The sequence below is a fragment of the Dactylosporangium sp. CS-047395 genome (assembly GCF_050942185.1).
Taxonomy (GTDB): Bacteria; Actinomycetota; Actinomycetes; order Mycobacteriales; family Micromonosporaceae; genus Dactylosporangium.
This window is the reverse complement of the sequence record NZ_CP192015.1, coordinates 1,831,523-1,843,799: the sequence shown is the minus strand read 5'-3', so window position 1 is coordinate 1,843,799 and position 12,277 is coordinate 1,831,523. Positions and strand designations below refer to the sequence as shown.

Annotated in this window: 9 protein-coding genes; 1 reads left to right on the top strand and 8 read right to left on the bottom strand. The window is 71.4% G+C overall.

What is annotated here, in order from left to right:
* Positions 1 to 499: 499 nt before the first annotated feature.
* The 6 genes from dxs to ACQP00_RS08505 form a co-directional block, all read right to left on the bottom strand.
* Positions 500 to 2,461, bottom strand: a complete 1,962-nt coding sequence (gene dxs / locus ACQP00_RS08530) for a 1-deoxy-D-xylulose-5-phosphate synthase (protein ID WP_433216829.1) — start codon at positions 2,459 to 2,461, stop codon at positions 500 to 502.
* Between the two features lie 75 nt (positions 2,462 to 2,536).
* Positions 2,537 to 3,790 (bottom strand): ABC transporter substrate-binding protein, encoded by a 1,254-nt coding sequence (locus ACQP00_RS08525; RefSeq protein WP_433216826.1) that lies wholly within the window; start codon positions 3,788 to 3,790, stop codon positions 2,537 to 2,539.
* A gap of 58 nt (positions 3,791 to 3,848) precedes the next feature.
* Positions 3,849 to 5,288: a hypothetical protein gene (locus tag ACQP00_RS08520; protein WP_433216823.1), complete on the bottom strand. Its 1,440-nt coding sequence runs from the start codon at positions 5,286 to 5,288 to the stop codon at positions 3,849 to 3,851.
* Positions 5,289 to 5,502: 214 nt separating this feature from the next.
* Entirely contained in the window at positions 5,503 to 5,850 is a 348-nt protein-coding gene (locus ACQP00_RS08515; RefSeq protein ID WP_433216821.1) for a hypothetical protein, read from the bottom strand.
* On the bottom strand, positions 5,847 to 6,575 hold the full coding sequence (locus tag ACQP00_RS08510; RefSeq protein WP_433216819.1) for a type I 3-dehydroquinate dehydratase: 729 nt from the start codon (positions 6,573 to 6,575) through the stop codon (positions 5,847 to 5,849). The genes ACQP00_RS08515 and ACQP00_RS08510 overlap by 4 nt, the downstream gene beginning before the upstream one ends.
* A gap of 101 nt (positions 6,576 to 6,676) precedes the next feature.
* The gene (locus ACQP00_RS08505; protein WP_433216816.1) at positions 6,677 to 8,251 is read right to left on the bottom strand and encodes a TROVE domain-containing protein; all 1,575 of its coding nucleotides are present in this window, start codon (positions 8,249 to 8,251) and stop codon (positions 6,677 to 6,679) included.
* Between the two features lie 64 nt (positions 8,252 to 8,315).
* Between ACQP00_RS08505 and ACQP00_RS08500 the strand changes: the two genes are divergently transcribed.
* Positions 8,316 to 9,086 carry an RNA ligase family protein gene (locus tag ACQP00_RS08500; protein ID WP_433216813.1) on the top strand — a complete coding sequence of 257 codons (771 nt, stop codon included), beginning with the start codon at positions 8,316 to 8,318 and terminating at the stop codon, positions 9,084 to 9,086.
* Here ACQP00_RS08500 and ACQP00_RS08495 read toward each other — a convergent pair.
* Together ACQP00_RS08495 and ACQP00_RS08490 are read right to left on the bottom strand one after the other, a co-directional pair.
* Entirely contained in the window at positions 9,083 to 10,264 is a 1,182-nt protein-coding gene (locus tag ACQP00_RS08495) for a class I SAM-dependent RNA methyltransferase (protein ID WP_433216810.1), read from the bottom strand. The genes ACQP00_RS08500 and ACQP00_RS08495 overlap by 4 nt on opposite strands.
* Positions 10,261 to 12,264: an APC family permease gene (locus ACQP00_RS08490; protein WP_433216807.1), complete on the bottom strand. Its 2,004-nt coding sequence runs from the start codon at positions 12,262 to 12,264 to the stop codon at positions 10,261 to 10,263. The genes ACQP00_RS08495 and ACQP00_RS08490 overlap by 4 nt, the downstream gene beginning before the upstream one ends.
* Positions 12,265 to 12,277: the final 13 nt, after the last annotated feature.

Sequence of the window (12,277 nt, the reverse complement as noted above, 5' to 3'; positions counted from 1 at the left end):
GTCCCGATGCCGCTTGTGCTCTTTCCGAAATGCCTCGTTGACGGGAGAGTAATTCCGGCGTCTCGTCGTGTCCCGCATCGCTGCCAATTCCGCCCGGCCAAACAATGACATCTGCCCCACCCGACAATTGTCCCACCAGGCCCCCAAATAGGCCGAACCCGACAACCGAACAATCGCAGATGCCGCAAATTCCTGCGCGTTGCACCGCCGTGACCGTCGCGTGGGTGGAAAAGCGTCAAGCCGGACCGATGGGCACCGCTATGTGCCCTCGGCCGATGGTCCCCGGCCGCTGGCGCGACCGGAATGTATTAGCGTGGTCCGGAGACGACTTTGGTCACCGTTCGGTGGTCCAGACCGTAGATTCAGGAGCCGGGTCCGCCGTGGTCATCATTCGGTGGTCCAGGAGGAGAATTTGGCATTAAAGAAAAATCCCCTGACATGAGCAAGTGCCCAGGCCAGGGGATTTTTTGCTTTTATTTTTTGACTTTTTTCCTTCTTGTCAGCGGCGGGGTGCCTTTACTTTGGTCGCGGGTGGGCTGACGGGGAGGGGCTCTTCGATCCGCGATACCCATTCGGTTACCTGGCGCGCTACGTCTTGGGCGGTCAGGCCCAGGTCGGCCAGGATTTCGTTGCGCGTGCCGTGCGGGTGGAAGCCCTGCGCCACGCCCAGGTCGCGGAGCGGCACCCACACGTCGGCGTCGCGGAGGGTCTTGGCGATGGCGTCGCCTACGCCGCCGGTGCGGACGCCGTCCTCCAGGGTTACCACCAGGCGGTGGTCGCGGGCCAGGGCTACCAGCTCGACCGGGACCGGGCGGACCCAGCGGGGGTCCACCACCGTCACGCCGTAGCCCTGTTCGGCCAGGCGGCCGGCCACGTCGACGGCCATGTGGGCGAAGGCGCCCACGCTGACCAGGAGGACGTCCTTGCGCTCGTGTTCGGCGAGCACGTCCACGCCGCCGAAGCCGTCGACGCCGCCGACGCGGCGCAGGGCTGGGAGGTCGGTGGGGACGGAGCCGGTCGGGAAGCGGAGGATCGTCGGGCCGTCCTCGATGCCTACGGCCTCGCGGAGTTCCTCGCGGACCGTCTGGGCGTCGCGGGGGGCGGCCAGGCGCAGGCCCGGCACGACGCCGAAGACCGACATGTCCCAGATGCCGTAGTGGGACGGGCCGTCGGGGCCGGTGATGCCCGCGCGGTCGAGGACGATGGTGACCGGGAGGCGGTGCATGGCCACGTCGAGCAGGACCTGGTCGAAGGCGCGGTTGAGGAACGTGGCGTAGACGGCGACGACCGGGTGCAGGCCGCCGATGGCGAGGCCGGCCGCGGAGGTGATCGCGTGCTGCTCGGCGATGCCGACGTCGTAGGCGCGCTCCGGGTATTTTGCCATGAGCTTGGCGATGCCCGTCGGCTCGGCCATGGCGGCGGTGATGCCCACGATGTCGGCGCGCTCGTCGGCGATCTCGACCAGCTCGTCGGCGAAGACGCCGGTCCACTTGACCGAGGCGGGGGCGAGCAGCTTGCCGGTCTCGATGTCGAAGGCGCCGGGGCCGTGCAGGCAGTCGGCCTCGTCCTCCAGGGCGGGGCGGTAGCCGAAGCCCTTGCGGGTCACCGCGTGCACGATCACCGGCTCGCCGAAGTTCTTGGCCTTGCGCAGGGCGGACTCGACGGCCGCGCGGTCGTGGCCGTCGACCGGGCCGACGTACTTGATGCCCAGGTCCTCGAACATGGCCTGGGGCGCGACGGCGTCCTTGATGCCCTTCTTGACCGCGTGCAGCACCTCGTAGAGCGGCGCGCCGACCAGCGGGGTGCGCCCGAGGGAGTCCTTGACCAGGTCGAGCACCTTCTCGTACCCGGGGTTGAGCCGCAGGTTGGACAGGTGGTCGGCCAGCCCGCCGATCGTCGGCGAGTAGGAGCGGCCGTTGTCGTTGACCACGATGACCAGGGGGTTCTTGGCCGCCGCGATGTTGTTCAGGGCCTCCCAGCACATGCCGCCGGTGAGGGCGCCGTCGCCGACGACCGCGACCACGTGGCGGGGCTCGCCGCGCAGCGCGAAGGCCTTGGAGAGCCCGTCGGCGTAGGAGAGCGCGGTGGAGGCATGCGAGTTCTCGATGATGTCGTGCTCGCTCTCGGCCTGGCTCGGGTAGCCCGTGAGCCCGCCGCGGCGGCGCAGCAGATCGAAGCCGTCCTGGCGGCCGGTGACGATCTTGTGGACGTAGGCCTGGTGGCCCGTGTCGAACAGGATGCGATCCTTCGGCGAGTCGAAGACGCGGTGCAGCGCGAGCGTCAGTTCGACCACGCCGAGGTTCGGACCCAAATGACCGCCGGTGCGCGAGACCTTCGCGATGAGAAAGTCGCGAATCTCCGCGGCGAGCACGTCGAGCTGCTCGGCGGTCAGACTGCGAAGATCACCCGGGGCCCGGACCGTGCTCAGCAACGACGCGGCCTCGTTCTCTTCTGTGCTCATGCCCGCCGAGTCTAGTGCGGGCGCGCAGCAGCGCACCTTGGCCGATCGAATCTTGACAGGTTCCACACATCCACGTCACGTGCGTGACACAGCCACCGCGCGGGCGAACTTCGCGGCGTCCTTGTCCTGCACGTACGCGGCCAGCGCGGTGTCGATCGCGGCGCTCCAGGTGGTGTCCGCGACCACCCCGTGGGTCAGCGAGCCGACCACGCGGGTGCCGTCGTCGGCCCATTCGGCGACCGCCGCCGCCAGGTAGCCCGTGTACTTCGACCGGTCGGTGTCGGTGCGTGCGGGTACCGAACCCTTTTGCGGGTTGAAGGCATCCTGCCCGCCCACCGATCCGCACTCGACCAGCCACTTGCGGGCCGCGCCGGGGTGGGGTGCGCCCCTGGGCAGGGTGAAGGAGTCGGACAGGAAGTTGTAGACGCGGTCGGTGCCGGGGCTGGCCACCACGCCGTAACCCTCCGTGAATGTCAGGCCCTTGGTGCGCAGGTAGGCGTCGGCCCAGTCACCCATCACGTTGTACGCCGCGGTGCCCGCCACCACCTTGTCCAGGGCCGGCTGCCAGTCCCCCGCGGGCGCGGCAAGGTCGCTGCGGGCGAGCACGTCGCCGTACAGCCGCAGCGCCGCCAGCACCGCCGCGCTCTCCCAGTCGGTCCCGCCGGTCCACAGCTCCGCGTAGGTCTGCGCCCCGAGCTGCCCGAGCAGCACGTTCTCGAGCAGGTGCTTCTGGGTCCAGGCCGGCCCGATCGACAGCGGCGTCAGGCCCTTCCCGGCGATCACGTCCGCCTGAGTCAGGAAGTCGGCCCAGCTCGCGGGCGGCGTGAGGTCCATTCCGGCGAGGATTTTCGGGTTGTACCACATGAGGTTGGACCGGTGGATGTTGACGGGAACGCAGTAGATCGCCCCGTCGACCGTGATGGCCTGCACCAGTCCCGTCGGCAGCTTGTCCAACCACCCCTGCTCCTGGTAGAGGTCGCGCACGTCCTCGACGTAGCCTGCCTTGATGTCCGCGGCCAGCTCCAGCCCGGCGTGGGCCTGGTAGGAGTCGGGCGGGTCGTCGTTCTGCAGGCGGGTCGCCAGGACGGATTTGGCCACGGTACCGGCACCGCCCGCCACCGCCGCGTTGCCGAACTCGACGCCGGGGTTGTTGCGGCTGAAGTCGGCGACGAGCGCCTCCAGCCCTTCTTTCTCCCCCGGCCCGGCCCACCACGAGAAGACCTCGACCTTGCGATCGGCATCGGCCTGGGTCTGCTCGCCGTCCCCGCAGCCGGGCAGGGCCAGCGCCGCCAGCCCGGCGGCGAGCAGGCCCCGCCGGCTCAATCCCATGTCAGTCAGTATTGACCGGCAATCCGGACCATTGGGGTGGTACCGGCAAAACCCCCGGTTATGCGTGCGCGGTCGGCGGCGCCATCCACTCCGAGCCCTGGGCCGGCTCCACGCCGATCTCGGCGGCCAGCTGGGCGGTGGACAGCGGCTCGTTGCGGGCGCGCATGTCGGCGTACGCGGTCACCGTGAGCACGTCGGTGAACAGCTTCATCGCCGCCTCCAGCAGCGACGTGACCAGCCGGCTGACGACGATCGAGGCGATCACCGCCGAGCTCAGCACCACCTGGTCCGACGTCTCCGACGAGGGGTCGAACGAGGCCTGCTGGACCCCGCTGATCGCCACCTCGATGATCTGGCCGATGAAGTACGTCACGACGCCGACCAGCACCCCCAGCCCGACGATCGTGGCGATCCGGGCGATCGCGCTGCCGAAGTCCTTGTGCACCAGCTGGAAGCAGCGCGAGATCGCCGCGCCGCCCCGCTCGAAGGTGACCACGGCGGGGAGGATGATGAACACGGCGTACAGATAAATGCCCGGCAGGATGCACAGGCAGAGCCCGACCAGCGTGATCAGCGCGGACAGGAACTGCCAGCCCCACAGCGGCAGGAACCGCCGCATGGCCACCGAGAACGCCGGCCCGAGCCGCGGCCGCTGCCCGCTCGCCACGGTCACCGCAATCTGGTTGCCGGCCACCGTGATCAGCGACCCGACCATCCCGGCCACCACCGCCCCCACGAACAGCAGCAGGAACGGCGCGAGCAGCGGGGTGAGCGAGGGCTCGTTCTCGGTCCCGGCCGAGCCGATCACGTCGGTGAACGCGCTGAGGAACCAGATCCCCTCGGGGATCACCACGAGCAGGGTGAGCAGGAACCCGATGAACTGCAGGATCGCCAGCTGCTTCCAGGCACCCTTGAAGATGGCGATGCTGCGCTGCCACCAGCCGCCGTAGTCCGGGCTGATCATCGGGTCGAACCCGGCCTGCTGCCCGGCGGCCGGGATGCCGTAGCCGCCGCTGGGAATGCCCTGCTGGTAGCCGGGCGCCGCCTGGTACACCACGTACGCCTGGGACGGGTCGTACGCCGAACCCTGCGGGTACTGCGGCACCGGCGGCTGCCCACCGGGCGGCTGGGCGGGCCCGTAGCCGGACTGCGCCCCGTAGGTCGACTGCTCCCCGTACGTCGACTGCGGGTTCCACGGCGACGCGCCCGACGCCGGGTACGTCGGCGAACCGGAGGTCGGATAGACCGGCGACTGCGCCCCGCCGGTCGTCGGGTCGGCGGGCGGCTGCGCTCCGCCGGCCGTCGGGTCGGCGGGCGGCTGCGCCCCGAACTGCTGCGGCTGCGCGAACGGCGAGTGCGGGTCGTACGGCGCCTGCGGATCGAACGGCGACGCCCCGGACGCGGGCGCCTGGTCGTCCTCGGTCCCACCCGGCGCGGCCGGGCGCAGCGGGTGGCCCGCCGGCTCGTCGGGTCCCGGTGTGGTCGGGGGGTGGGTCATTTCGCCTCCGTATCGCGATCCGCGCGCTGCCGCACGACACAGAAGATAGGGCCCGGCCGCCAGTTCCGCTGCCCCCCTCGCGTCCGCGCGGTTCCCGGGCAGACGGGCGTTTCCGCTGCCCTGCCCGCACCCACCCGCCGTCACCGCCGCGACCGCGCGCCGGGCACGGCGACCGTTCGGGCGCCGCGGGGGACGCGCCGGGCGGAGTGCTGATTCAGCGGGTAGGGGCGGGGACCATCTGGGAGTACACGATGGCGAAGACCAGGCCCAGGAGCCATACGGCGCCGGCCAGCCAGGCCGCGCGTTCGCCGAGGGCGGCCGGGGCCTTGCCGCGCAGGGACTGGATGGCCAGGGCCGAGGCGGCGACCATCAGCGCGACGCCGATGCCCCAGACGGTCCAGTCGGCCGGGGTGCGGTCGATCTTGATTTTGCCGGCGCCGAACGCGGCGCGGCCGATGGCGACCACGAACGGAATCGTGAAGACCACGGTGGTCTGCGCGATCGTGCGGCGCAGGGCGCGCAGCGGGTCGCGGCGGGGCCGGTCGGTGCCCTCGTCGGTCATGAGCGCTTCCCGGCGTACGTCGGGGAGAAGGCCGTGAGCAGCCGCGCAGTCTCCTCGAAGGGCAGCTGACCGGGCGCGGGGCGGCCGCCCATCGCCGAGTACGTGATGCGCGAGCCGAGCAGCGGGAAGAACACGCGCGACGCGGCGCCCTCGTGGCCCATGGCGATGACGATCATCGAGTCGTACCGCAGCAGCAGGCCGGCCAGCCGCTTCAGGTCGCCGGGGTCGTGGGCCATGGTGCTGATCTTGACGAGGTCGGCCCCGGCGGCGCGGGCGGCCTCGGCGGTGGCGGCGAGGCGGTCGTCGTTGGGGGTCTTCTCGAAGTCGTGGTACGACACGATGACCGGCCGGTCGGCGGCGCGCGCGGCCGCGACGACGCCCGGCAGGATCTCGGCCGAGGAGAGCTCGACGTCGACCGCGTCCACCTCGGGCAGCACGGCCTCGAAGAGGGCCAGGCGCGCGGTGTCGTCGCCGGACCAGTAGCCGCCCTCGGCCTTGGCGCGGATCGTGGCCAGCGTCGGCAGGCCGGCGGCGCGGAACGGCGCGATCGCGGCCAGCACGTCGGCCGGGTCGGCGCTGCGGTGCCAGTCGATGCGCAGCTCGGCCAGGTCGACGCCGAGCGCGCGGGCGCGGGCCGCGTGGCCGGCGGCGTCCTCGTCGCCGAAGCTCACGGCGACCAGCGGCGGGCCGGCGGCCAGCCGCTCCCGCAGCGTCTGCGTTGACACCTGAAGACTCCCCCTGCCGATCGGACAGGGCCGCTCGGACAGGGGGAGTCTACGGGCGCGCACGCACTTGGATCCCGGCGGCGTCGATTACCTCGTCCCCATCAAAACGGCCAGGTGCCGTCGCGCCCGGCCTCCAGCAGCGGGATCATCCCGAAGCCGGCGTCGGACAGGCCGCCGAACGTCCAGCGGTTCGCCGTCGCGGGCGTGTGGCCGTACCGGTAGCCCGCGAGGTTCCACGTGAATTTCGGAACCTCTGGGGGTACCGACGACGAAACCGAACCGTCGTAGGACGCCTGCTCGTCGGTGAGGATGACGACCCGGTCGTGCCGCTTGAAGTGCTTGCGCACCGCGGTGGCGGTGTTGGTGCCGCCGCCGTGGAAGTGCCCCTCCGCGCGGAAGCGCTCGATGGCCTTGAGCACCGACTCGCCCTTGCGCAGCTGGAACACCGTCGAGCCGGTCGAGAACGAGACCACGTCCGCGTCCGCGCACCGCGTGGCGAGCGCGATGCCGAACACGACCGCGGCGTCCCAGCGCATCAGCGTGCCGTCGCGCGAGAACCCGGCGTGCATCGAGCCCGACGTGTCGACGAGCACGAGCGTGCGCCCGCGCAGCGCCGGCACGTTGGCCAGGCTCCGGGTCAGGGCCTGCTCCAGCGCGTACGACCAGCGCAGCGACGGTGCCGCCCGGTACGCCGACAGGAAGCGCATCGGCAGCTGCCGCGACCGCGCGACCTCCGCCGGGTCGGCCAGCCGCGCCGCCACCTGGGCCGCCACGTCGTCGCCCACCCCGGACTGGTCGAGGTTGCGCAGGTTGCGCAGCCGCGCCATGTAGCCCATCGACGGCAGCAGCGCGGTCCACAGCGCGGACTTGGCAAGGCCCGTGCCGCCGCTCATCGACAGCGCGTCCTCCCAGGTCAGGCCGGCCGCCTTGAGCCGCTCGGCGTCGAGCAGCACGCCCGGGTCGGCCGCCGCGTCCGCGCGCAGCCGCTCGTTGGCGGCGAGCACGCCCAGCGACGCCGGCACCGTGAGGTCCTCGCGGCCGTGGCGGCGCCCGAGCGCGTACGCGAACAGGTCACCCTGCCACGGTGCGACCGGCGTCGGGTGGGTGAGATCGATGACGTCGCCGAAGCGGAACGCGTGGCTCGCGGTGTCGTACTTGAGCAGGTTCCGCTCCGTGTAGAGCCGCTGCACGGCGTCGGCGATGCCCCGCTTGACCGGCTTGGGCACGGCGCGGCCGTGGCGCGACATCCAGTACGCCAGCAGCTCCCCCGGCTCGTCGGCCCGCTGCAGCACGTCGGCGACCACCCGCCGGTTCTCGCCGGTCGAGGGCGCCTGCGCGGCCAGCCGGCCGTGCACGAACTCGGCCGCGCCGACGACCGCCGCCGTGCGCATGTTCGCGCCGGTCCGCAGCCACGCCAGGAAGCGCGCCGTCCACGCGGGGTCGGCGACCGCGGCCGCGCGGACGAGCTCGGCGTAGCGGTTGTCGCGGTCCGCGGCCGGCTCGTAGAACGTCTGCTCGCCGACCATGTTGGTCACGGCCAGCAGGAACAGCTCCGACTTGAGGTCCCGGGCATATCCGGCGCCGCCCTCGTAGGTCGGCCCGGCCACGCGGCTCGGGCCGGCGATCGGGCCCAGGCCGATCGCGGCGCGTACCTTCCGGACATTGAGCTTTGCCATGCCCGGACCGTACGGCTTCGCAAAATACGGTGACCGATGTTTTCCGATGGCGCATCCTGGCCCGATGACTCGCTTCGACCTGCGCGCGGCGGACCTTCGGGCAGTGAACTCGCTGACCAAGTACCCGTCGATCCCGACGTACCACGAGCTGGACCCGCGCAACGGCGGCCTGCTCGAGTCCGCCACCGCGTTCCCCGGAGAGGTCATCGCCACCGAGAAGGTCGACGGCACCAACAGCCGGCTCGTCCTGCTCCCCGACGGCAACTACCTGATCGGCTCGCGGGAGGAGCTGCTCCTCGCCCGCGGCGACCTGATCGGCAACCCGTCGCAGGGCATCGTCGAGCAGCTCCGCCCGGTCGCCGACCGCCTGATCGCCGGCCACACCGGCGGCGTGCACGTCTACTTCCTGGAGCTGTACGGCGGCAAGGTCGGCGGCGCGGCGAAGCAGTACACGACGGACCCGGCCCACTTCGGCTGGCGCCTGTTCGACGTGATGCTGCTGAACGACTGGGAAGAGGCGCTGACCTGGCCGCAGGCGCAGATCTCGGCGTGGCGCGAGGCGGCCGGCCAGCCGTACGCCACCGAGGAACAGCTCACCACGCTGGCCGCCGAGGCCGGTCTCGACCTGACGCCGCGGCTGTTCCGCACCGACGCCCTCCCGGAGACGATCGCGGACATGCAGGCGCTGCTGGCCGAGCGGCTGCCGGCCACGCTCGTCGCGCTGGACGAGCGCGCGGGCGGCCGCGCGGAGGGCATCGTGTTCCGCTCCCCGGACCGCAAGGTGATCGCCAAGGCCCGCTTCCAGGACTACGCGCGAACCCTCAAGCGGCGCTAGCGCGGCGTGAGCTTCCCGATGGTCTCGAAGTGCTGGGTCATCGGGAAGCTGTCGAACGCGCGCAGCCCGGTCAGCTCGTAGCCCAGCTCGCCGAACGTCCGCACGTCGCGGGCGAACGCGGCGGGGTCGCAGGCGACGTAGGAGACGGCCCGCGGTGACCGGGCCACGATCGCCTCGACCACGGCGCGGCCGGCGCCCGAGCGCGGCGGGTCGAGCACGACCAGGTCGACCCGCCGCCAGCTGGGATTGGCCAGCACCTGCGCGACGTCGCCGCGGGCGAAGGTCACGTTGGTCAGGTCCCGCAGCGCCCGGCGCCCGGCCGCGACCGCGCGCCGGTCGGACTCGACGACGGTGACCGGCCCGCACAGCGGGGCGAGGGCGGCCGCGAAGACGCCGGCGCCGCCGTACAGGTCCCAGGCCCGCTCGCCCGGCTCGGGCGCGAGCTGCTCGAGCACCGCGCCGGTGAACGCGGCCACGGCGTGCGGGTGGACCTGCCAGAAGCCGCCCGCGTCGAGCCGCCACTCGTGGCCGGCGGCGTGCTCGCGGACCTGCGGCACGGGCCCGGCCGGCGGCCCGGTGCGCGACGCGCGGGTGACGACCGCGGTGTCGCCGGCCGAGGTGGCCGTCGCCTCCACCGTCGCACCCGCGGGCCAGCGCTCGTCGAGGATCGGCAGGGCCTGGATCGCGGGGTGGGCGATGCGGCAGCGGTCGACCGGGATCACGTCCGACGAGCGAGCGCGGTGGAAGCCGGCCCGCCCCTCGCCGTCGACCGCGTACTGCACCCGCGTCCGCCAGGACAGCGGCCCGCCCGGGAGCGGCTCCACCAGATCGGATCTGTCGGAAAAATCGGTAACGCCGCCAAGTCGTGTCAGCTGCTCGATCAGCACCTGCGTCTTGAGCGCACGCTGCGCCGGCCAGGCCACGTGCTGCCAGTCGCACCCGCCGCAGGCGCCCGGCCCCGCGAACGGGCACGGCGGGATCACGCGGTCCGGCGAGGGCAGCAGCACCTCCACCGCGTCCGCGCGCAGGAAGCCCTTGCGCCGCTCGGTGACCACGGCGCGGACCCGCTCCCCCGGCAGGGTGTGCCGCACGAAGACGACCTGCCCCTCGTGCCGGGCCACGCAGAACCCGCCGTGCGCGACCGGGCCGATCTCCAGCTCGAGCTGTTCCAAGATCACGCGTCCGGGGTCGCCGACGACCGGGGGCCGCGCTTCGGGCCGCGGCTCAGCGTCGCGTCGAGCCGGTCGATGTCCACGTCGCCGATGGAGGAGAGCTGCCACGGTACCGACGTCACCATCACGCCCGGCTCGAACAGCAGCCGCCCCTTGAGCCGCAGCGCGCTCTGGTTGTGCAGCAGGTGCTCCCACCACTTGCCCACGACGTACTCCGGAATGAACACGGTCACCACGTCGCGCGGCGAGTCGCGGCGCTTGCTGCGCACGAAGTCCAGGATCGGCCGGTTGATCTCCCGGAACGGGCTGTCGACCACGGTCAGCGGCACCGGAATCCCGCGCCGCTCCCAGTCCTCCTGCAGCGCCCGGGTGTCGTGGTCGTCCACGTTCACGGTGAGCGCGGTCAGCGAGTCCGGCCGGGTGGCCTGCGCGTACGCGACGGCCCGCAGCGTCGGGCGGTGCACCTTCGACACGAGCACCACGGCGTGGTTGCGGGCCGGCAGCACCGGGCGCACCTCCGAGGGCTCCAGCTCCCGGGCGACCGTGTCGTAGTGCTTCTTGATGCCGACCATCAGGAAGTAGATGACGATCATCGCGATGATGGCGATGTACGCGCCGAGCAGGAACTTGGTGATGAGCACGACGATCAGCACGGCGCCGGTGAGGGTGAGGCCGACCATGTTGATCGTGCGGGACCGGATCATCCGGTTGCGGGCCTGCCGGTCGCGCACCGTTCTGAGCAGGCGGTTCCAGTGCCGGATCATGCCGGCCTGGGAGAGCGTGAAGGACACGAAGACGCCCACGATGTACAGCTGAATCAGCCGCGTGACCTCGCCGTTGAACCCGATGATCAGCACCATCGCGGCCAGCGCCAGCAGGATGATGCCGTTGGAGAAGGCCAGCCGGTCGCCGCGGGTGTGCAGCTGGCGGGGCAGGTAGCGGTCCTGGGCGAGGATCGAGCCGAGCACCGGGAAGCCGTTGAACGCCGTGTTCGCCGCCAGGAACAGGATGAGCGCGGTGATGATGCCGACGATGTACAGCATGATCGAACCCGCCCCGAAGACCGTCTGCCCGAGCTGGGTGGTGACCGTCTTCTGCACGTAGTTGGCCGGTCCGCTGGCGATCTGGCTCGGGTCCTCGACGAACTGCAGGCCGGTCTTGTTGGCCAGCAGGATGATGCCGAGCAGCATGGTGATCGAGATCGCACCGAGCAGCAGCAGCGTGGTGGCGGCGTTGCGGCTCTTGGGCTCCTTGAACGCGGGCACCCCGTTGGAGATGGCCTCGACACCGGTGAGCGCCGCACAGCCCGAGGAGAACGTCCGCAGCAGCAGGAACCCCATCGCGAGCTGGCTCATGTTCGTGTGCTCGGCGTGGATGACCAGGTCGGCGCTGGGTGCCTTGAGGTCGTCGCCGAGCACGAAGATCTTGAAGAAGCCGGTGATGACCATCCCGATCATGACGATCATGAAGCCGTACGTCGGGATGGCGAACGCGGCCCCGCTCTCCCGGATGCCCCGCAGGTTCATCGCGGTCAGGATGGCGATCGCGATGATCGAGATGGCCACCTTGTGGGTCGCCACCCACGGCACCACCGAGCCCAGGTTGGCCACCCCGGAGGCGGTCGACACGGCCACGGTCAGCACGTAGTCGACGAGCAGGGCGCTGGCCACCGCCACCCCGAAGCGCGGACCCAGGTTGACCGTGGCCACCTCGTAGTCGCCGCCGCCGGACGGGTACGCGTGCACGTTCTGCCGGTAGCTCGCGACGACTGTGAGCATCACCACGGCGACGGCGAGACCGATCCACGGCGAGATCGTCAGCGCCGTGGCGCCCGCGATGGACAGGGTCAGCAGGATTTCGTCCGGCGCGTAGGCGACCGACGACAGCGCGTCGGAGGCGAACACGGGCAGCGCGATCCGCTTGGGCAGCAGCGTGTGTTTCAGCCGGTCCGAGCGGAACGGTCGGCCCAGGAGCAGCCGCTTCATGAGGGAGGTGGGACTGGCCACGACGTGTAAGCGT